Raw genomic sequence first — 21876 nt, forward strand, 5'->3', positions numbered from 1 at the left:
CAGATTTATTAAACTTCTGAAATCGGAGAGTGAGCAAGGAATCAAGTTCTTTTTTATGTTTAGAGTTCTTGCATAATTAATTTTTGATAGTTCAAAAATGAGAAAAATAGGCATAAAATTGCATAAAATCCATAAACAGAGCATTTAATTAATTAATGCTCATTCTTAATTCTCCATGCTACTGGCTAATTACTCCTCACCTAACGGAATATTTTTGATTTTTGCCAAAGGTCTTATGATTAACTCCCAAGTTATAGCGGTGTGCAGTCGTATGAGGTACAGTGTCACGAGCTATAAACCATGCTAGGCAAAGCTTGGTTTGTATCTCACTCAAGCGCTTACCGCTATATGGTGTTTCTTCCATCTCCCCACTTGTCACTTCCCACTTCCCACTCTCCTACACTTTTTAAACAGGATTTAGTATAATCTCATAAGCTAAGACGCATTTGAAGTGCTTATTCTTAAGATTAGCCGAATCTCCCCCAATCCCTTTACTGTTGCCTCTTGCCTCTTGCCTCTTGCCTCGTCTCAACAAGCAATTTAAATTACGAACAGCTTACTACTCCCAATCACTTCTTACCTCTTGACAATGACCTTAAAAACCGATCACGGTAAAAGCCATCCCGTCGGGGCGACTGTCTTGGCTGATGGTGTCAACTTCTCACTATTTTCTAAGTATGCCACTGCCATAGAATTATTATTATTTGATGATGCTAATTCTCCCGTACCTAGCCGGACTATTCTCCTCACCCCGCAAACAAACCGCACCTTTTTCTATTGGCATATTTTCGTTCACGGCATTGGAGTCGGTCAAGTGTATGCTTATCGAGTCTATGGTCCGGATAATCCGATCCAGGGTCATCGCTTCGATCCTGATAAAGTAGTTCTCGATCCCTATGCGAAAGCGATTGTCGGTGCGGAAATTTATGATCGACAAGCTGCCGGCGAAAAAGGCGATAATTGTCATCGAGCTTTGCGGGGTCTGGTAGTGGATCCAGGCTGCTACGATTGGGAAGATGACGCACCGCTACGCACTCCCTACTCTGCCAGTTTTATCTACGAAATGCACGTCGGCGGCTTCACCCGTAACCCGAATTCTGGCGTTAGTGAGGAAAAAAGAGGTACTTTTGCGGGATTAATCGAAAAAATACCCTATTTGAAAAACCTAGGCATTACTGCCGTGGAATTGTTACCGATTCATTACTTTGATCCCGCTTCGGCCATGCCGGGGTTAACTAACTATTGGGGTTATAGCACGATCGGCTTTTTTGCGCCCCATGCCGGTTACAGTAGCGATCGCTCACCCCTGGGTCCTTTGAATGAATTTCGAGATCTGGTGAAAGCTTTACACAAAGCGGGGATCGAAGTGATTCTCGATGTGGTTTTCAATCATACCGCCGAGGGGGACGAAATCGGGCCGACTCTTTCCTTTAAAGGTATCGATAATCGCACCTACTACATTCTCGACCCTGAAGATAAAAGCCTTTATAGCAACTATACCGGCTGTGGTAACACCCTCAAGGGCAGTCATCCCATTGTGGGCAAAATGATTCTCGATTGTTTGCGCTATTGGGTGTCGGAAATGCACGTCGATGGTTTTCGCTTTGACCTAGCGGCCGTATTATCGCGCAATGTGGACGGGGAACCGATCCTGCAAAAAGGTTATAACATGATCTGGGCGATCGAGTCTGATCCCGTCTTAGCTGGCACAAAACTCATCGCTGAAGCTTGGGACGCGGCAGGATTGTATAGTGTCGGTCAATTTGTCGAATTTGCCGATTGGTTTTCCGAGTGGAATGGTCCTTTTCGCGATGATGTGCGCGCTTTTGTCCGGGGAGATACCGGCATAGTCACGAAATTAGCGGCGCGGATTTTAGGAAGCCCCGACATATACCACAGACCTGATAACGATGTCAATAGAAGTATAAATTTTGTTACCTGTCACGATGGCTTTACCCTTAACGATCTAGTGTCCTACGACGAGAAACACAACGAGGCTAACGGCGAGGAGAATCGGGACGGTTGCAACGATAATTTTAGCTGGAATTGTGGGATAGAAGGGGAAACCAATAACGAGGCGATTAAAACCCTGCGACTGCAACAAATAAAAAATCTCTTAACGATCCTGTTCATTTCCCAAGGAACACCTATGCTGTTGATGGGGGACGAAGTGCGACGCACCCAAAAGGGCAACAATAACGCCTATTGTCAGGATAACCAGTTAAGTTGGTTCGATTGGAGTGCGGTAGAGCAAGAGTTCGATCTTTGGTGTTTCGTAAGGAGACTGATCGATTTTAATAAAAAATTAGCTCTTTTCCGTCAAGAAAAATTGCTAGAAGTCACCTATACCAGTCTTGAACCCCATCTCAGTTGGCATGGCGTACAGTTGAGTAAACCCGATTGGTCGGAAGATTCCCGCAGTTTAGCTTTTTCCCTGCGTCATCCCAAGGCGAACGAGTATTTACACATTATGCTGAACGCTTACTGGGAATCTCTCAACTTCCAGTTACCCCCCCTATTCCCAGAGGAAAAATGGCATCGTGTCATCGATACTGCTTGGCAATTGTCCGAGGCAGCCTGTGATTTAGATGCCGCGGCCGCTGTTGAATCGGAAACTTATCGGGTGCAAGCGCGTTCGGCGGTAGTTTTAATCGTTAAACCAGTATAACAAGAGGAGAGATATTGCCCGATCGACCGATCTTGAATGCTTTAACTAATGAACAATGGCATCAATTCAATCGTCAAGTGGAAAAACGTTATTTATTTGCGGAGCAATAGCTGAAATGATGCGGCTTTCATTAGCGAAACGGGTATCGATTCTCTCTTTGTGTTTAATGGGTTTTTCCCTGCCTTGGATCGCGTTCAGCGTTTCACCAGTACGGGCGAACCCAGAACCGAATGCGATCGCTCTTGGTGATCCTGTCCGGGAAGAAAAGCAAGCTCGGCAGTTAGTAGAATGGTTGGGAGCTAAACAATACGACAAGGTGATTGCAGCTTTGTCACCCCAACTAAAACCCCTCTGGACTGCCGAAAAACTGCAAAAGGTCTGGGAAAGCCAAGTAACTGACCATACTGGACCGTTTAAGCGTATTGTCAAAAGCAAGCTACTCGATGCTATCAATGCCAATCTGGTGATTGTCACCGTTGAATTTGAGAAAGTTACCGAGGATGTGACAGTTACCTTTAACCGGGCTGGTCAGATAGTTGCCGCCGATTTTCCCGAATTTCGCAGTATTTCTGAGATTGGCACCGCTTTTGTGACGGCCTTGGCCAATAAAGACTACGGCCTGGCCAGAGGTTATCTACACCCTTTCCTGAAAGCTGAGGTTTTCCCCACCAGAGTGCAAGGCGCTTGGGAGAATTTACTTAAGCGTACCGGCCCCGTGCGTCGGATCGTAGGAACTCAGGTCAGAAAAGGTTCCGGTGCGGACGGTGTGGATATGGTGTTGGTGACGATTCAATTTGAAAAACTGACGGATACTTTAATCCTTGTTTTTGATGATCAAAAGCAGATTGTCAACGTGGATTTCCCTTTAGGCAATTAGTAATCGGCCGAAATTACCCCGTAAATTGAGTTGGAGACGATAAGTTATGTTAGATAAAATCGAAGTTCCCATCGAAGCGATCGCCGCTAGGGAGATTCTAGATTCCCGCGGCCGTCCCACGATCGAAGCGGAAGTGCTGTTAGAATCGGGGGCGATGGGTTTGGCCCAGGTTCCCAGTGGCGCTTCTACGGGTAGTTTTGAAGCCCACGAATTACGCGATGATGATCCCCAGCGTTACGGTGGTAAGGGTGTCCTGAAAGCGGTTCGCAATGTCCACGAAAAAATTGTCCCGGTTTTGGAGGGGATGAATGCTTTCGACCAAGCTAGTATCGATTTAGCTATGATCGATCGCGATGGTACGGTCAATAAACGGGAATTAGGGGCTAATGCTATCCTAGCCGTCTCTCTGGCTACGGCCAAAGCGGCGGCGGCGGATCTGGGATTGCCTCTCTATCGTTATCTCGGCGGTCCGATGGCCAATGTGCTACCCGTCCCGATGATGAACGTGATCAATGGTGGTTCTCACGCTGATAATAACGTCGATTTTCAGGAGTTTATGATCTTCCCCATCGGGGCCGATTCTTTTAAGGAAGGTTTGCGTTGGGGAGCGGAAGTATTCGCCGCTTTGGGTAAGGCCTTGCACGAACGCAAATTACTGACCGGTGTGGGCGATGAGGGCGGTTATGCTCCTAATTTGGCTTCAAATCAGGAAGCTTTGGATATTTTGATTGAATCGATCGAACGTGCCGGTTATAAACCGGGGTCGCAGGTGGCTTTGGCTATGGATGTGGCCGCCAGTGAGTTCTATCGGGATGGTCAATACATCTACGATGGTTCGGCCCATTCTCCCGCCGAAATGGTGGACTTTTTGGCGAGTTTAGTAGATCGCTATCCGATTATTTCTATTGAAGACGGTTTACACGAGGAAGATTGGGATAACTGGAAATTATTGACCGATAAACTGGGGGCGCGGATTCAGTTGGTGGGCGATGATTTGATGGTGACTAATCCTATCCGTCTGCAAAAAGCGATCGATCTGGGTATTGCTAACTCGATCCTGATTAAACTCAATCAGATCGGTTCTTTGACGGAAACCTTACAAACGATCGCCTTGGCTACCCGTCACGGTTATCGTTCTGTAATTAGTCATCGTTCCGGAGAAACGGAAGACACCACAATCGCAGATCTGGCGGTGGCTACTAATGCTGGACAGATTAAAACCGGTTCTCTCAGTCGCAGTGAACGGGTGGCTAAGTATAATCGCTTATTACGCATCGAAGAAGAATTGGGCGATCGGGCGGTGTACGCGCCGAAAGTCGGCCTAGGTCCAAAATTCTTGGCCTAAAATTTGAAAAAAGTTTGCAGTGATCGAAAAAGGGTGTTATACTAAGGGTACTGATAACTGATAACTGGTCACTGACTATTGTGGTACTTCGCTGAAACCCTTTTCGGCGAAGTATTTATTTTTGGCCTTTTTTTGCACGAAGGTATGATTTTTGGATCAAATGTGTTATACTAAGGGTACTGATAACTGATAACTGGTCACTGACTATTGTGGTACTTCGCTGGAACCTTTTTCAGCGAAGTATTTATTTAAGAGGGTATTGACCAGAGATAGGACGATGGGCGCACCGATAAAAGCCACTAAACCCTTAACCGCGAATCCAGGAACGAGAATCGAGGCTAACCAGAAACAAAAGCCATTGAGAACAAGGATAAAGCCACCGAGGGTGAGAATAGTAATCGGTAGGGAAAGCAGCCCTAGAATCGGTTTAACCAGTGCGTTGACGAAACCAATAACCGCCCCCGCAACCATGGCCACAATAAAGCTATCGACTTTAACGCCGGGGAAGATAATATCAACCACCAATAAACTAAGGGCGGTGGCAAGAATATTCAAAAGAATGCCGATCATAAATTTCTCCTTAATTTTTCTGCGATCACTGCCATTTTATGGCAAATTTAAGGAGAGCAAGCTTAATATAGAATTAAGATTCACTCAAGTCTTTTTGAGGTATGGACAATGTTTCTTCGCCTAGTTTGTGCGTTTTTTTTGCCGCCCTTAGCCGTATTTTTGACCACGGGACTGAGTTTAGCCTTTGTTATTAACATTATCCTAACTTTAATTGGTTATGTCCCCGGCATTATCCATGCTTTCTGGATTGTCTCCAAAGAAGCGGAGAATTCCTAATTAGCAGCCCAGAATATGCCAGTTTTTCTAGTTGCTGCATTAGACATCTCCAATCATTAAGATTTTAGCTGGGTGGATCAGGCTTCTAGCCTGATTTCTGGAGAGGTATATTACACGCAGTTAATAGGACAAAATTAACCAGATATATCGAACGGAGTCTTTTATCTAGATACTTAAAGACCGATTGAGGATAAAATACCGGCTCTCTTAGGTTTGGTGGGGAAAATGTGTTCTAAGATACAGTCTTGGGGCAGTGAGTGGAACGAACCACAGAGACACAAAGGACACAAAGATTGATCGCTACTATATGAGTTAAACTTATCACACAAAGAATAAGAGAGCCAAATACCTAGTTTCAGTGGACAAGAGCTTATCTCATAGCAAGGAGAGAGTGAAAAGGCTCTCTCCTTAATTATTGCTATTCGTCGTCGTCGCTGGCACCAACTTGCTTGAGATGAATATGTTTTCTCCCCAAAGTAATTTCAAATTCATCTCCCGGTTTAAGTCCCATTTTTTTGGTGTAGGCCGAACCGATGAGGAGATTATTATTAGATTGGACACTGATCCGGTAGCTGGCCGAGCGCCCACCTCGTCCGTGGCCATTGGCACTGCTATCTAAGTCAATTCCCTCGGCATCGATTAAAGCATTGAGAAATTTCATCATATTAACGCGTTCAATACCATTTTTTGTCATGGTATAGTAGCCGCATTCCCGGGCTTTTTCCTCTTTGCTGAGGTTGCCTAGCTGTTTAACTTTCTCAATTAGTTCGAGGCCGGTCAGGGGTTCTGGATTAGTAGTTTTGTTCATTTAAGTTCGCAGTAGATAAGTAAAGGTTAGGGTCATCAAGGCCAGTCGAGGAGAATTGCTTCCCCTGACCAGAAACAATCGGGTTACGATTGCTCTCTACACTCATCTTACACGGTATAAACTAAAAATTATCACTTGCTTGAGGAAATTGATTGTAATTGATTAGACTCTATCTCTCGATCGAAATCTTAACAGAATTTATCAATGTTGATCGAGATACTGAGGTAAGGGAGGTTAGCCTTTCTGTCATCAATGAGAGCAGGGGGTAGGATAGAGATAAAGAAGTAAAAATGAGGGATAATGAAGCTAACAACTAGGGGTCACTATAGTGTTAAAGCCTTGCTGGATCTTAGTTTACAACCGAGGGGAACTCCCGTATCGGTAAAATCGATCGCTCTGCGTCAAGATATCCCGGCTGCTTATCTAGAGAAATTGCTGATAGAAATGCGACGAGCGGGGTTAGTTCGTTCTTTTCGGGGATCGCAAGGGGGTTATCAATTAGCCAGGCCAGCAAATCGTATCTCTTTGGGGCAAATTTTGGAGGCAGTGGGAGAGACGATCGAGCCATTATCAGGCTATCATCCCAGGGACGAACAGGCAGAAGATTGGGTGACATTTACTATCTGGAAACACCTCCATGAGAAATTAAAAGAGGCCCTGGGGAAGATTACCTTAGCCGATTTATACTACGATGCCCGTAGCTGGATCGCCGCTAGGGGAGAGGAAACCAGCTTTATTGTTTAGTAGTTTAGAAGTTATGACAGCAACAACTCAAGCAAAGATTTATGGGGGAGGTTGTCACTGTGGAGCGATCCGTTTTCAAGTGGCGATCGAGCATGATCAAGCTCTAGACTGTAATTGTTCGATTTGTCAGAAAAAAGGTTTTCTGCATCTGATTGTTCCTTCAGCACAATTTACCCTCCTAAGCGGTGAAGATTTCTTAAGTACCTATACATTTAATACCCACACAGCCCAACATTATTTTTGTCGTGTTTGTGGTATTCATCCTTTCTATCGTCCCCGCTCCCATCCTGACGCTATAGATATAAACCTGCGCTGTTTGGAGGGTAATGTCTTAGGGGATTTTCAGATCCAGTTCTTTGATGGGGCTAACTGGGAAGACAATATTGAGAAAATTCGGGATGTCGATGGTAAAAGGGAGTAATTGTGAAGGAAACGGCAACGGCGATCATTTTAGTATTAGGGGCAGTTTTAGATTATCTGATCGGCGATCCCTGGGGATGGATTCATCCAGTGCAGGTGATGGGGGCGATTATTGCCGTTGCCACAAAAGTTATCCTTAATTGGACGCGGGAAAAAATTCGCCAACGTTTAGGGGGCATAATTCTGGGACTGGGTTTAATTATCTTGACTGGGGCCTTAACTTGGCTAGGAATCCAATGGTTAGGTCAGGTCAATTTGCTGCTGAGTTACCTAGTACAAATGATTCTCTTGGCTAGTTGTTTAGCCGGTAGAAGTTTACGCAGGGCTGCCGAAACCGTCATCGCAGCTTTACAAGCGGAAAATATCACCTTAGCTCGTTGCCAACTAAGTTTATACGTTGGTCGCGACACAGATAATCTCAGCCGCGAAGAAATCCTCCGCGCCCTATTAGAAACCGTCAGTGAAAATGGTGTGGATGGAGTTACCGCGCCGCTTTTTTATGCCCTTCTCGGTGCCTTTCTGGGGGTGGGACCAGTTCCCCTCGCTTGCGCTTATAAAGCCGCTAGTACCCTCGATTCGATGATTGGCTATCGTCGGCCACCCTACACCCATATTGGCTGGTTTAGTGCCAAAAGCGAGGATGTTTTGACATGGCTACCCTGTCGTTTAACGGTCTTAACTCTCGCCCTGATTTCGGGCCGGCCGGGGCGGGTTTTAAGCATTTGTTGGCGCGATGCCCGTCGGGATCCTAGTCCTAATTCCGGTTGGAGTGAATGCGTCTATGGGGCGATTTTGGGGGTGCAATTGGGGGGTAAAAATCAATATCGGGGCCAGATTGTGGAAAAACCTTTATTAGGCGATAACCTCAACCCGATTACCGTTAAAACCGTCGAACAGGCTTTGCATTTAACTCGTACTTGTGTATTACTTTGGTTGGCGATCGCTGTTAGCTGCCTAATTGCTAGAGATTTTGCTCAATTTTAGCGACCAGAGGCGACGGGGTTGACGGGGTTGACGCTGCCAGTAACGGATAATCAGGGAGAAGGTCAAGAATAGGGATTGCAGTATCTGTATCTGTCCGCAGAGGCGTTGATAGTTTTGTCGGAGATAATAGGTTTTCGCCCCGGCGATGAGAATATATTCTGGAGCGGGGTAAAAAACGTGGTGTAAACGTCGTTCCACCCGGTTTAAAATTTTGGTCACTCGCCCTAAAATCCGCCGCAATTGCCACAATTTCCAGAGTAGAAAGCAATTAAATAAAGTTAAGCCTAGATTGAAGCCGAGGACAAAAAAGAACATGGTCGAGGCGATGGTCGAGTTATGCCAATTTTAGCCTAGATTCCCGACTTGAAAGTGTATGAGAAAGAAATCTAAGAAGCTGCCCGCGTATTTAGGGTCTGCTGAATAAATCTAAAAACCTTGTTGGATAAGCTGTTCGTAATTTAAATTGCTTGTTGAGATCAGGCGGTCGGCAGGGGGCGGTCGGCGGTCGGCAGGAGATAGGAGATTATTTTATTTATTCTCCCCACACCCCACACCCCACACCCCACACCCCACACCCCACACCCCACACCCCACACCCCACACCCTGCCCCCAGGAAAAGCTTTTTGCCGCAAACCCTAGTTAGCGTCCGAGGGCGTGTAATCCGTTAATAATTTCGGCACAGCGCTCGGTAACTGCCTGTAAAGCCTCTCTTTTGCTAGAAATCGGTGGCGGCAGCACTTCTCCGATGCGAATAGTTAAGGGGATACTATGGGGAAAAGAAGAACCTTTTTGAAAAATCTTTTCTGTCCCCCACAAACTGACGGGTAACAGGGGAACTCCCGCTTTAGCGGCAATCATCGCCGCGCCTAGTTTTGGTTGATGGATCAATCCGTCCTCGGTGCGGGTTCCCTCCAGAAACACTCCCACTGCCCAGCCCGCTGCTAATGCTCCCATCGCCGCCCGAATTGCCCCGCGATCACCACTGCTGCGTTTGACGGGATAGGCCCCATAAAGAGCGATCGCCTGTTTTAAAATCGGAATGGTAAATAATTCCTCTTTAGCCATATAAGCTACGGGACGACGCACGGCACAGGATAATAGAGGTGGATCGAAGTAACTAGCGTGATTGCAGACGATAATCAGAGGATGACGCTGGGGGACATTTTCCACTCCGTAAACGCGACCGCGAAAATAGCCGTGTAGGGTGGGGCTAACGATCGACCATTTAAAGAGATGATATAAAACTAAACTGGCAAAAGGTTCTCGCTCTTGAGGCTGGTTCATGACTGACAATTGTTCCCTAGACATGGAAAAGCCCTTGGGAGTCTTGCCGTGTTTCGACCCCAAGGACTTTGCTTTCTTCTCACTCCTCACACAATTAAAATATATAGCAATTTATGGGTTAGGGAAGGGTTAAGCGTGCCGCTTTCTTAACTGGCATAATTACTCACCTAGGGTTTGCGGCAAAAAGTTTTTCCTAGGGGTAGGGTGTGGGGTGTGGGGTGTGGGGTTTTACCGATTTTCAGGTGGTCAATTACCTCATTTTCGATGGTAATTAATTTTGCTTGGGTACTGAAAAAAAGTTGGGTTAGAATATAAAGGCCAAATCTAGTCAGAAAAAGAGAATTTTTATGGAAAAACAGGTAAACTGTGCTGTAGATTGCCTAAATGGTTGTATTCTAGGCGATAAATGCCCTAATCAAGCTCATGCCGCCGAAGCAGCCAAATTTATTGCCGAAACTTCTTTGGACAAGATGTTAGAAATGGCAGAAGCCGCTAGACTGAAAAAACTGACGCAACCGACCCAATGGATTATTCCCGATGATTTCTAGGGTTTGATAGGGGAAGGGAGAACGGGCAAGAAAGTCGCTGTACCTCATTACTCCCAATAGGACTACATCAGGTTTTTCCACTGTTGACTGTTGACTGTTCACTGAATAAAAGGCACACAAGCAAGCATTTTCGGTTATTGAGGATTTTTTCTTTTCGGGGGTTTTTGTTTGCTGGTAGGGAGTAGGGGAGCGGTTAATTTTTCATAGAGTTCAAAGAGGTATTCAATACGGTTTAATTCACTGGTGAAAGGTTGGGGACGATAACACAAATCAACGGCTTTGTCAAGTTTTTGGTGAGCTTTGAGCAAGTCGGGAGGCATGGTTAAAGGATCGTATAAATCCGCAAGGCTACTATCAGGATATTTTACCCTAGTATCTAGCACAGCTTGAGCGCAAGTTTCAACGGTTTGTTTTTGTTTGTCGGTGATATTTTCTGGAAAGGTAAAATTATTATAAACAATATCTTTTGAATAACGATAATCACTTTTTAATCTGCCACACACATATTTAACCCATGCCATGTGCATTTCTGAAGTTAAGATACCAAATAAATATAGATTGGCATTAGGAATTAATAAAACTTGATCATTACCAATCACATTTTTATTCATAAAACCTATCGGAATATATTTTCTTCTTTCAGATGAGACACGGGGAACAAGTAAATAATTCGTGTCGGGTTGTGCTATTTGACAGAATAGAGTAGGTGTCGCCGCAAATTTACGAGTAGAAGCGGCTTTACTTTTTAATCTAAAATTTTTAACCCTATCTACTCTTTTGATGACTTCTGGTAATGTCTTTAATTCCCTGGGAGAAATATCAACTAACCATAGACAATAGCGACTATAACCATTAATAAATTCTTGCGCTCCTGTATAAGGTTTAATCCATTTTTCTGCCTTCGGCTCTAATTTTAAAAATTCTTCTTTTTCCAGTTCTGTAAAAATAAAATTACCACCATCTCTTGGCATACTACCAAAACGCATTAATGGAACATTAGATAAAGGAAAACTTCGATTAGAAATAATGATGTCACTTCCATCAACTAAATAGGGATTAATATTATTAGACTGAATAACTAATGATTCACCTTGAATATCTTCATAATCAAATAGAATCTTATTTGTTATATTAAAACTTGCAAAACCAATAATTATACAATGAACTGCCGCATTTCCTTTTGCTTCATTAATCCATTTAAAAGTACGATGGGCAAAATGAATTTTTAACTGATATTTCTGAAAAAGAATATTCCAAAGTAAGGCAACTTGCTCACCTTGAGATATAGAATTTGTGGAAACAAAAGCAACCCTGATTCTATTGCCCTGAATTATTTGAGCAGCCTTGATATACCATGCACACACATAATCTAAAACGCCTATTCCTTTCTCACCGTCGAAAACATAAGCCATATCATTCCTTTGCTGTTCGTTCATAATCATCGCACCAACAAAAGGAGGATTTCCTAAAATAAAATTGAGCTTCTCTTTTGATATAACTTCCTCCCAATCAATCCGCAAGGCATTCCCATGAACAATCTTTGCCGCTTTCTTTAATGGTAAACGCACAAAATACTGACCAAAAGTATTACTAACTTTAATATTCATCTGATGATCAATTAACCACATCGCCACTTCTGCTACTCTCACCGCAAACTCATCGTATTCAATACCTGCAAACTGATTGACATCTACCTGAATAATGGTACTAATATCTGTTACTAACTGCCCCGTTTTATCTAACTCCTGTAATACCAAAATCTCTAAATCGCGTAACTCCCGATAGGTAATAATTAAAAAATTGCCGCAACCACAGGCAGGATCAAGAAAATATAAATTAGCAATCTTTTTCTGAAATTCTAGTAATTTATTGCGATTGCCTTTAATCTTCTCAAATTCTCTGTGTAAATCATCTAAAAATAACGGTTTAATCACCTTTTGAATATTTTTCTCGGAGGTATAATGCGCCCCTAAATTGCGTCGCTCTTTTGGATTCATTACCGCTTGAAACATAGAGCCAAAAATAGCAGGGGAAATTTTTCCCCAATCAAAAGCACAAGCTTCTAATAACATGACTCTCATCTTGCTATCAAAAGCTGCTAAAGGTAAAGACTCCTCAAATAACTTGCCATTTATGTAGGGAAATTGAGTTAAATTCTCATCGAGATTTTTTAATCTTTTTTCTTCTGGTGTATTCAGAACCTGAAAAATATAAGCGATGTGCATCGCCAAATCACTGCCATCTTCTTTGGTATGTAGGTCAATATATTCCCAGAAAATACCCTTATTAAAAATACCCGTATCATCGGCAAATAAACAAAATAATAAACGCACTAGATAAACTTCTAAATCATGCCCCATATAACCAATTTCTTTGAGGCAATCATGAAGTTTTCCCATTAACTCGGCTGCTTGAATATTGACGGGATCTTCGTCTTTATAAACTCGCTTTTCGTAACCAGCAATAAAATCAAATAAATGAACATTATCAACAAAATTACTTAATTCAAATTCCCATTGATTGCCCGAATCTAAATCATATAATTTAAACCGTTGAAAATCCGAGACTAAAATATAACGCGGTAACTCATGTTCCTTTAAATTGGGGAAATAATCCTTAGCCTGTTGTGTGGCTTTTTCTAAATCTTTCCCCTTCGATTTATGCTCAACTAAAATCGTTCCTTTCCAAAGTAAATCAATAAAACCCTGTTTATTATCGGCTTTTTTTATCGGTTGCTCAAAACTGGCCACCCTACGCCGTGAAATGCCAAAGACATGAAAAAACTCATTCCAAAAAGATTGAGATTCTGCTTTTTCTGAAGTCTCTCCTTCCCACTCTTTTTGAAAAGCGATGGCGCGATTTTTTATTTCATTCCAACTTAAAGGCATAGTTTTAATTCCTTCCCTACCCCCCTATGAGTCTGGGTAGGGATTCTAGCACATTCGTGGAAATAATCTTGATTAAGGCTTCTGGTCTTGATTTTGGGGATAACTGGGGAATAGATCCCTGGGGAAATCCTCGGCACTTAAACAGGTTTGTAAAGCTTGGGACGGGTTATTTTTGTCCACACCACGACTGACAGCGATAACGCACTCAGAAAAGCGACCGGGTAATAAACTTTGACGACAGGAATCCAAAACCTGTTGAGAAATCCCTAATTTATCGGGTTCCTTTGCTGTTTCTGTTTCCGTTTGTTTGAGGGAATTAGTGGCAAATAAGGGGGCAGCGCGATGGATATCGACCACACAGTGACCTAGGTCAATAGGACGACGCACTTGAAAACAAGCTTGCAGAGCCAGATTACCATCGATCGGGGTTTTGGATTTAATCATCACCACACAGCGGGATAATTCTTTAGGAATTAATGCTTCTGAACAAGCGGTGGCAGCATCTTGGGGACTCACTCCCGTGCCGACAATCTGACTGATGCAGGCACTAAATTGATTATTGTTGCCAAATGCGATCGCTGTTCGGTTCATTTCTACTAAGCCAAGGGAAATAGTAGCGATCGCGCTCCAACTAGCAATTTTTTTAATATATTTTTTCATTGTTTGCTCACACCCAAGATTTTAAGGCTAACTCGCCACGATCTTAACAGATTCAGAGAGAACAGGGAACACAGAGATGGGGAGGGGGAGAAGGGAGAAAAAAAGGCTGATAGCTGTCCCCTGACTCCTAACCCCCAAAACCCCAAAACCCAAGACCCAAAATTAGTATTCTGGTACAGTGGAATCGACTTCGCGACTCCAGGCGCTGATGCCACCTTTGACGTTAATTCCTTCGATACCTGCCTCTTTGAGGATAGCGAGGGCCTTAGCGGAACGTCCCCCCATCTTACAATGGGCGATGAGACGATAACCGTTGACTAATTCCTTAATTTTGGGAATTGCGGAACCATTCTCGATATCGGGTAGGGGAATTAATACCGAGTTGGGGATATTAGCGATTTGGTACTCGTTGGGATTACGCACATCGATGAGAACGTAATCATTAGCATTGCTGTCAAGTAGGGTTTTTAACTCCACTACGGTCATTTCTGTCATGTTTTGCTGTGCTGCCGCTTCTTGTGCTTTCGCTTGCGGGATACCGCAGAATTGTTCGTAATCAATTAGTTTTTCAATGACGGGACGGATGGGATTCGGGCGCAATTTTAACTCGCGGAATTTCATTTCCCAAGCATTGTAAAGCAGTAAACGACCACTGAGGGTGTCCGGTGCGCCGAGGATAATTTTAATGGCTTCTGTGGCTTGAATTGTGCCGATTACCCCGGGTAAAACCCCTAAAACGCCGCCTTCCGCACAGGAGGGAACCATCCCCGGTGGTGGCGGTTCGGGATAGAGATCGCGGTAGTTGGGACCGCCTTGGTAGTTAAAAACGGTTGCCTGTCCTTCAAAGCGGAAAATTGAGCCATAGACGTTGGGTTTGTCGAGAAGAACACAAGCATCATTAGTCAGATAACGGGTGGGGAAATTATCTGTCCCGTCGATGACTACATCATAGGGGGCTAAAATGTCAAGGGCATTTTCGGAACTTATGCGGGTTTCGTACAAATCCACCTGACAATAGGGGTTAATTTCCAAAATTCTGTCCTTAGCGGAAACAATTTTCGGTTTACCTACCCAAGAAGTGCCGTGAATAATTTGACGTTGCAGATTGGAACTATCGACGATATCAAAGTCAACAATACCGATTCTACCGATGCCAGCCGCCGCTAGATAGAGTAAAAGCGGGGAACCGAGTCCCCCGGTGCCGATGCAGAGAATACTGGCGGCTTTTAGTTTTTTTTGACCTTCTAAGCCCACTTCGGGCAGAATAACGTGTCGAGAGTAGCGTTGAACCTCCTCTTGGGAAAGTTCGATCGCCGCGAGATTAGGATTTAGCATAGATTGGGTAAATAGTGAAACCTCACTCGATTCGGGCAAGAATTTCGTCTCAGCACGGTTTAGAGACAAAAATCAGGAAGACTCGATCGCTTCCTGGATTTTCAATTCTTTCTATGATTATGATAGTGTGAGGGTCTGGCTCCCTGTTGTTAATATTAGTTAACTTTCCCCTGCTACTTGGGCGCGGTATTCACTAGCGGAGAGGGTATCAGCCAAGGCAGTATCGGGATTTTCTACCCGCACTTTTAATAACCAACCCTCCCCGTGGGGATCATCGGCAATTAATTCGGGGGAGTCAATCATCGCTTGATTGCGATCAACTACGGTTCCCGATACGGGAGGATAAAGATCTTCCACCGCTTTTACCGATTCAATCGTGCCGAAACTACTACCTACTTCCAGCGCATCTCCCAATTCGGGCAATTCTAGAAACACGATATCACCCAATTGATCGACGGCAAAAGCACTAATTCCCAAGGTAGCGATTTCACCTTCGAGTCTGACGTATTCGTGGGTTTCTAGGTATCTCAAATCCTCGGGATATTCCAGTTCCATCGTCTGTCTCTAAATATTTACAGCATCAGATAGTTTACTAGATCTCTTGGGGAAAATGTTGATCGGGTGGGGATGTTTTATTGCCGATCGCTACCTAGTATCTGCTGAAAAAGTTTGTTGGTGGGGGCAGGGTGTGGGGTGTGGGGTGTAGGGTTTTACCGATTTTGAGGTAGTCAGTTACCTAATTTTCAGGGAAAAAGTCCTGGAATTTTACCCCCGATCACTCCAATGGTCAGCACTTTTTGAGGTGAAAAAAGTCTAAAAGCATTATCCAACAAGGTTTTTACATTTATTCAGCAAGCCCTACCTAGACAAAATTAATTACACCGATCGAAGCTTGATTAAACAGCTAGAATTGGTTTAGATGGATCGGGGAACGCCACAGAACACTGGAACAGTAAGGTTAGCTGCTTTTTTAGCTCACTTAACAATACCCAGTTTAAATGCCTCCTAGCCTACTTAAGTAGGGAGGCACAATTATTTGTAGGATGGGTTAGCGGTAGCGTAACATAATCGGGCGTTGGGTTTCATGCTTCAACCGTTCGGCAAAAGCTCACGGCCGAAGCCCAACCTACGTTCTGGTTTAAATACCTCCTAGCTTACTTATGTTAAATCCCATCTTAGATCCTCGTGGTGGCGAACATCCAACCATAAGAGGCTTTTTTGAGCCAAAAACTATCGCTGTGGTGGGATTTAATCGCCAAAATCCCCAACTTGATCGCACTCTTTTAAATAATCTCTATCATAATCCCGGTCAGCACCGCCTTTATCTAGTTAATCCTCACCCCGACAACAGGCTCGATCTTCCCATCTATAGCAGTTTACTGGATATCCAGGCGGCGCTCGATCTGGTAATTATCACCGCACCTGCTCCCGAAATTCCCGCTATTATCGCCCAATCTGTCGAAAAAAAGGTTAAATGCGCCCTGATTCTCTCCACTGGTTTTCGGGAAACTGGACAGATAGGGGAAAATTTTCTTAGGGAAATTAAAGCGATCGCTGGTCAAAAATTACGCATAATCGGTCCCCATAGCTCAGGAATCTGCAATCTCAGCCAAAATCTTAACGCCACCTTTTCCCCAATCCTGCCAAAAGCTGGTTCAATTGCCCTGATTAGTCAAAGTGGTGCGATCGCTGCTGCCGTGCTTGATTGGAGTTTAAGCGAAAATGTCGGTTTTAGTCACTTTATCTGCCTCGGAGTCCTTTTAGATGTGGATTGGGGCGAATTACTCTATTATTTGGGAGACGATCCCCAAACCAAAAGCATCGTTATCTACCTAGAATCCCTGAATAATGCCCGCTCTTTTCTGTCCTCAGCCCGAGAAGTTGCCCTAAATAAACCAATTATCGCCATTAGTCGCCACAGTACCGACTTTGACCCCACTTCTCTTTCCCATGCTGGCAAATTGACCCGCGATCAGCTAACTCTCTCCGCTGCCTTTGCTCGCTGTGGCATCGTGGAAGTACAAAGACTGGCCGATCTCTTGAATATCACGCAAGTTTTAGCGAAAATTCCCCGATTTCCCCGGGGAAAACGCTTGACAATCATCAGCAATGGTGTTGCTCCCGCTCTTTTAGCGGCCTCGGCTTTACTGGCGGAAGATGGACAACTGGCAACCCTTACCCCCGCAACGATCGAAAAATTAGCGCCTCTTGTTCCCCCAGATATCGTCCCCCAAAATCCCATCGATCTGCGTCGCGGCAGCGATCCCGATAGCTACTCTCGCGCCCTAGAGATCGCTTTAGCGGATGCACATACCGACGCGGTGTTGATGATTCTCTCGCCTCGCTTTAACACTGATCTGCGAGAAATTGCCCTTAGAATCGCCTCAATCGCTCAAAATAGCACAAAACCCATTTTAGCAAGTTTGATGGGGGGGGAGGGCATTGCAGAGGGGTTAGCGTTATTAAATCAGCAAGGTATCCCCACCTATCGCTATCCCGATTCGGCAGCCCGGGTGTTTAATTTGCTCTGGAAATATGAGGAGAATCTGCGCGGTCTTTATCAAACGCCAATTTTAACCAATTCCAGGGAAAATGGCTCCGATCGAGTTTTAGTTAGCCAGATTATCGAGCAAGTAGGGGATAGAACAATTCTCAGTGAGCCAGAGTCTTTAGATATACTCAAAGCTTATGGAATCCCTGTTATTGTCACTAAAATTGCTGAAAGTGCCGCAGAAGCAGTTAATCTCGCTGAATCTCTCGGTTATCCCGTGGTGATGAAACTGTATTCCCAGACGATTATCCATAAAAGTGCGGTGGGTGGGGTACAATGGCCGCTTTTTTCCCCTAGGGCAGTCGCACAAGCATATCAGGCGATCGAAGCTAATATTACCGCACAAGTGGGTGGGGAGCATTTTCTCGGGGTGAGTATTCAACCGATGTTAGAAATCGATCGAGGATATGAGTTAATTATCGGCTCTAATTACGATGATCAGTGCGGACCGGTGATAATTTTCGGTACTGGTGGCCGTTTAGTCGATATTTTTCAAGATTACGCCACCGCTCTACCTCCTTTAAATACTAATCTCGCGCGCCGACTTTTAGAAAAAACCAAGATTTATCGGGCTTTTCACGGGACAAATGGGCTTAAATCGCTTAATTTAGCGAATTTAGAGCAAATAATCGTTAGATTTAGTCACCTGGTCAGTGAACAACCTCGCATTAAAACTATCGATATTAATCCCTTTTTTGCCGATTCAGAGCAATTAATCGCTCTTTCCGCTTCTATCCTTCTTCATCCTCGAACTACACCCCCAGAAAAGTTATCTCATCCGGCGATTCGTCCCTATCCCGAACATTATATAGGGCCTTGGACGACGAAAAGAGGCTTAAAAGTGCTAATTCGTCCGATTCGGGCAGCGGATGAGCCTTTAGTGCGACAATTTCACCATTATCTCTCGGAAGAAACCATTTATTATCGTTATTTTCATCTTGTCAATCTCGATCGCCAAACCGCTTATGATCGTCTTACGCGCATTTGTTTTATCGACTACGATCGAGTAATGAGCTTAGTGGTAGAGATTAATAACGATCAGACGGAAGAGCCAGAAATTATCGCTATAGGACGCTTAAATAAACTGCACGGCGTTAATGTGGCGGAATTTGACCTATTAGTTAGGGATGACTATCAAGGTCAGGGTATTGGTACTGAATTACTACAGCGTTTGGTCACTATTGGCAAAAAGGAAGGATTAGAGGGAATTGAAGGGGAAATTTTAAGGGATAATCGCGCTATGCAGATGATAGCTGCTAAAGTGGGGTTTTCTCTCCATAAAACTGCCGATTTTGTCAAAGCGGAACTTGAATTATGAAGCCTTTTTGACAAGCTGATCAGGCAATGGCCAGATAAATGGCTCTTCTGGTTTCTGTGTGGAAACGAGATCTATACTGATAGAATATCCGCAAAATAGTCTTAAAAGTCTTGTCCAGTAAGCATTTCACGATTCCATAAGCAAAAATTATCACACAAAGCCGAGAAGAGCCGATAAATTTTGGCAAACTTATTATATAATTCTCACAGGCTAAATTACTTTCATGGTGATTGATAAGATTAGCCTAGTTATTGTTTTCCTTCCTAGAGGCTGAATCGGTAGTTGTCCTGAAGGTAGTATAACAGCATAAAAATAGATAAATACTGGAGAATTTAGCACAATGAAACTACGTTACTATAAACTGCCTAAGGGCGAGAGGAACTTTGGAGATGAGCTTAATCCTTGGCTTTGGGAAAAACTGATTCCTGGTATTCTAGATGAGGATGCTAGTGTTGCCTTTGTGGGTATTGGTAGCCTAATTAATAATGGTTTACCACAAAAGACAAGATATGCTCGTAAAATCGTTATTTTTGGTACAGGTGTCGGCTATGGAAAAGGGGTGCCAAAGATCGATGAATCTTATACAATTTATTGTGTTAGAGGATTACTTTCGGCTCAAGCCCTAGGAATTTCTGAGAAACTAGCGATCACTGATGGTGCTGTCTTAATTCGTCAAGTTTTTTCTAATCAATCCCCAAAGAAATATCGTTTTTCTTATATGCCTCATTATGAACTTGCGGGCAAAGGATGGGAAACCGTTTGTCAAAAATTAGGGTTTGGTTATATAGATCCTAGATGGTCTGTAGAGCAAGTTTTATCAAGTATTAGTGAGACAGAAATTTTATTAGCAGAAGCTATGCACGGTGCTATTATTGCTGATGCCCTTCGCGTACCTTGGCTGCCAATTACTACTAACTCCAGTATTCTTGCTTTTAAATGGCAAGATTGGTGTTCCTCGATCGGTGTAGAATATCAACCTATTCGGATGAAAAGATTACATCACCCCAAAGAAAGTCTCGATATTCTAACTCCTTTTCGGACAATTAGAGATTGGAATCGCTAAAAAGAAGCTGCTCAAGCTCTGAAACAAGCAGCCCTGTCTCGGTCTCCAGTTTTGAGCAAGGATTCTCGCCTTGAAATGTTAACTAATCAACTAGAGGAAAAACTTCAAGACTTTAAAAAAGATGTAGCAAATGGTTTATTTTCCTAATCAGAATGAAGGCGGTAATTGGGGAAAAGATTTTCATGATTATCTCCTATTACCACCAGCACTAAACTAATAAATTGGCAACATATCTAATTTTCAGTCGCAGAAATCTTAACTCTTGAGCGCATTGATTTTTCAGCTTATTAATTTTGGCAGATAAGCGAGATTGTTTTTCAATTTCAAGCCTTTGTTTATCTAGTTTCTTAATCGTTTCTTTGAGATGGTCAGGTATAGATTCTGTCTTATAGAACATTCTGTCCTTATAAGCATCAAAAATCTGATGTCGCTCTGATTCATTGGGATAGCCAGTATCGTAGTGATAAACTGGCCAACCAGCTAAATTCGACGCTATGCCCATAGCCGCTCCTTCGCCCGCAAAAACTCGATTATTTTCCATATAATCCCTGATTTCTCGCCAATATTGCAGAAATTGCTCTGCTTGATTATTTTGCTCGTCTCGACAAACAACAAATATCCACTCTGAGATAAATTTACATTCTTCTATAGAAAATTGATATTTTTCTGCTAGTTCGTAAATTAGCCTAGATGACTGCTGCCCAGAATTTTTGGTCACATATCTTTTCAGGTCATGACAACTTTTTGACGTTAGGCCAACTTGCCAGTGACGAGATGCCGTAATATCCGTTAGTAGGCGACAATCAGCATCCAGAAAAATACAACAGTTAAAACCTTGTTTGAAAGATGCTGCGATACAGTCGAGTTTATCGTGGTAAATTCCTACGGATTGAATTTCATGTTTTATTGGTATAACCGAATCCATACCAACAAATATCTGAGGATTATCAGTAAGAACGACAAAAGGCGTATCTGGTGAGTAGTGGTGAATATCTTCTGCAAGTTGTAGGGCGTGTTTCCTGTATTTAGAACCTATGGCTAAGGTTGTCAAGCATATTTTTTTCTTACTCATATTCATAATGACTTTTTCCTAAAAAAGTAATTTTCTTAGCAATAACTCTTAGACTATGTTTGAACCTTAGTCATTATAACACACCCTTAGATTTAGCTCTGATCACCCAGACGAGAATAGCTGAAATGATAGCCTTTAGTGCGACAATTTCACCATTATCTCTCGGAAGAAAGCATTTATTATCGTTATTTTCACCTTGTCAATCTCGATCGCCAAACCGCTTATGATCGTCTTACGCGCATTTGTTTTATCGACTACGATCGAGTAATGAGCTTAGTGGTAGAGATTAATAACGATCAGACGGAAGAGCCAGAAATTATCGCTATAGGACGCTTAAATAAACTGCACGGCGTTAATGTGGCGGAATTTGACCTATTAGTTAGGGATGACTATCAAGGTCAGGGTATTGGTACTGAATTACTACAGCGTTTGGTCACTATTGGCAAAAAGGAAGGATTAGACGG

The 21876-nt window shown here is 43.5% G+C and carries 19 protein-coding genes and 1 pseudogene; 11 read left to right on the forward strand and 9 right to left on the reverse strand.

Annotated elements, in window-relative coordinates; all coding sequences use genetic code 11:
• Positions 1–589: 589 nt before the first annotated feature.
• From glgX to eno, 3 genes are all read left to right on the forward strand, one after another.
• Positions 590–2668 (forward strand): glycogen debranching protein GlgX, encoded by a 2079-nt coding sequence (glgX, locus tag MiAbW_RS02315; RefSeq protein WP_151694760.1) that lies wholly within the window; start codon positions 590–592, stop codon positions 2666–2668.
• A 115-nt stretch (positions 2669–2783) separates the two neighbouring features.
• A complete protein-coding gene (locus tag MiAbW_RS02320; RefSeq protein ID WP_151694761.1) occupies positions 2784–3545 on the forward strand; it encodes a DUF3887 domain-containing protein in 762 nt (253 codons plus the stop codon).
• Positions 3546–3591: 46 nt separating this feature from the next.
• On the forward strand, positions 3592–4890 hold the full coding sequence (gene eno / locus MiAbW_RS02325) for a phosphopyruvate hydratase (protein WP_151694762.1): 1299 nt from the start codon (positions 3592–3594) through the stop codon (positions 4888–4890).
• 204 nt (positions 4891–5094) lie between these two features.
• Here eno and MiAbW_RS02330 read toward each other — a convergent pair whose 3' ends face one another.
• On the reverse strand, positions 5095–5460 hold the full coding sequence (locus MiAbW_RS02330) for a phage holin family protein (protein WP_151694763.1): 366 nt from the start codon (positions 5458–5460) through the stop codon (positions 5095–5097).
• A gap of 108 nt (positions 5461–5568) precedes the next feature.
• On the opposite strand from MiAbW_RS02330, the gene MiAbW_RS02335 reads away from it, so the two are divergent.
• Complete coding sequence (locus MiAbW_RS02335; protein ID WP_002757335.1) at positions 5569–5736, forward strand: YqaE/Pmp3 family membrane protein; 168 nt, start codon at positions 5569–5571, stop codon at positions 5734–5736.
• Positions 5737–6154: 418 nt separating this feature from the next.
• On the opposite strand, the gene MiAbW_RS02345 is transcribed toward MiAbW_RS02335, so the two are convergent.
• Positions 6155–6544, reverse strand: coding sequence for an AbrB family transcriptional regulator (locus tag MiAbW_RS02345; protein WP_002798186.1), 390 nt, complete (start codon positions 6542–6544; stop codon positions 6155–6157).
• A 300-nt stretch (positions 6545–6844) separates the two neighbouring features.
• On the opposite strand from MiAbW_RS02345, the gene MiAbW_RS02350 reads away from it, so the two are divergent.
• Genes MiAbW_RS02350 through cbiB form a run of 3 tightly spaced genes read left to right on the forward strand, consistent with a single transcriptional unit; the run spans position 6845 to position 8692 of the window.
• Positions 6845–7288: an Rrf2 family transcriptional regulator gene (locus MiAbW_RS02350; protein WP_002738021.1), complete on the forward strand. Its 444-nt coding sequence runs from the start codon at positions 6845–6847 to the stop codon at positions 7286–7288.
• Complete coding sequence (locus tag MiAbW_RS02355; protein WP_151694764.1) at positions 7236–7709, forward strand: GFA family protein; 474 nt, start codon at positions 7236–7238, stop codon at positions 7707–7709. Before MiAbW_RS02350 ends, MiAbW_RS02355 begins: the two co-directional genes overlap by 53 nt.
• A 2-nt stretch (positions 7710–7711) precedes the next feature.
• Positions 7712–8692 carry an adenosylcobinamide-phosphate synthase CbiB gene (cbiB, locus tag MiAbW_RS02360; protein WP_151694765.1) on the forward strand — a complete coding sequence of 327 codons (981 nt, stop codon included), beginning with the start codon at positions 7712–7714 and terminating at the stop codon, positions 8690–8692.
• On the opposite strand, the gene MiAbW_RS02365 is transcribed toward cbiB, so the two are convergent.
• Positions 8663–9007, reverse strand: coding sequence for a hypothetical protein (locus MiAbW_RS02365; protein ID WP_108936990.1), 345 nt, complete (start codon positions 9005–9007; stop codon positions 8663–8665). The genes cbiB and MiAbW_RS02365 overlap by 30 nt on opposite strands.
• 325 nt (positions 9008–9332) lie before the next feature.
• Positions 9333–10001 carry a lysophospholipid acyltransferase family protein gene (locus MiAbW_RS02370; RefSeq protein ID WP_002792013.1) on the reverse strand — a complete coding sequence of 223 codons (669 nt, stop codon included), beginning with the start codon at positions 9999–10001 and terminating at the stop codon, positions 9333–9335.
• A 323-nt stretch (positions 10002–10324) separates the two neighbouring features.
• Here MiAbW_RS02370 and MiAbW_RS02375 point away from each other — a divergent pair, with 323 nt between their 5' ends.
• Entirely contained in the window at positions 10325–10525 is a 201-nt protein-coding gene (locus MiAbW_RS02375) for a hypothetical protein (RefSeq protein ID WP_045362169.1), read from the forward strand.
• A 134-nt stretch (positions 10526–10659) separates the two neighbouring features.
• On the opposite strand, the gene MiAbW_RS02380 is transcribed toward MiAbW_RS02375, so the two are convergent.
• The 4 genes from MiAbW_RS02380 to gcvH all read right to left on the reverse strand — a co-directional run bounded on the left by MiAbW_RS02380 (position 10660) and on the right by gcvH (position 15963).
• Entirely contained in the window at positions 10660–13413 is a 2754-nt protein-coding gene (locus tag MiAbW_RS02380) for a DNA methyltransferase (RefSeq protein ID WP_151694766.1), read from the reverse strand.
• Between the two features lie 72 nt (positions 13414–13485).
• Positions 13486–14073, reverse strand: coding sequence for a hypothetical protein (locus MiAbW_RS02385; protein ID WP_151694767.1), 588 nt, complete (start codon positions 14071–14073; stop codon positions 13486–13488).
• 162 nt (positions 14074–14235) lie between these two features.
• Positions 14236–15408 (reverse strand): molybdopterin-synthase adenylyltransferase MoeB, encoded by a 1173-nt coding sequence (moeB, locus tag MiAbW_RS02390; protein ID WP_151694768.1) that lies wholly within the window; start codon positions 15406–15408, stop codon positions 14236–14238.
• A gap of 159 nt (positions 15409–15567) precedes the next feature.
• On the reverse strand, positions 15568–15963 hold the full coding sequence (gene gcvH / locus MiAbW_RS02395; protein WP_151694769.1) for a glycine cleavage system protein GcvH: 396 nt from the start codon (positions 15961–15963) through the stop codon (positions 15568–15570).
• Between the two features lie 605 nt (positions 15964–16568).
• Here gcvH and MiAbW_RS02400 point away from each other — a divergent pair.
• Together MiAbW_RS02400 and MiAbW_RS02405 are read left to right on the forward strand one after the other, a co-directional pair.
• Complete coding sequence (locus tag MiAbW_RS02400; protein WP_151694770.1) at positions 16569–19277, forward strand: bifunctional acetate--CoA ligase family protein/GNAT family N-acetyltransferase; 2709 nt, start codon at positions 16569–16571, stop codon at positions 19275–19277.
• Positions 19278–19617: 340 nt separating this feature from the next.
• Positions 19618–20340, forward strand: coding sequence for a polysaccharide pyruvyl transferase family protein (locus MiAbW_RS02405; RefSeq protein ID WP_238707177.1), 723 nt, complete (start codon positions 19618–19620; stop codon positions 20338–20340).
• A gap of 208 nt (positions 20341–20548) precedes the next feature.
• On the opposite strand, the gene MiAbW_RS02410 is transcribed toward MiAbW_RS02405, so the two are convergent.
• Positions 20549–21418 carry a hypothetical protein gene (locus MiAbW_RS02410; protein WP_110545944.1) on the reverse strand — a complete coding sequence of 290 codons (870 nt, stop codon included), beginning with the start codon at positions 21416–21418 and terminating at the stop codon, positions 20549–20551.
• A gap of 126 nt (positions 21419–21544) precedes the next feature.
• Here MiAbW_RS02410 and MiAbW_RS02415 point away from each other — a divergent pair.
• Positions 21545–21876, forward strand: a pseudogene (locus MiAbW_RS02415) (GNAT family N-acetyltransferase); the annotation flags it as partial.

It is taken from the genome of Microcystis aeruginosa NIES-4325, from assembly GCF_008974145.1.
Lineage (GTDB): Bacteria > Cyanobacteriota > Cyanobacteriia > Cyanobacteriales > Microcystaceae > Microcystis > Microcystis aeruginosa_G.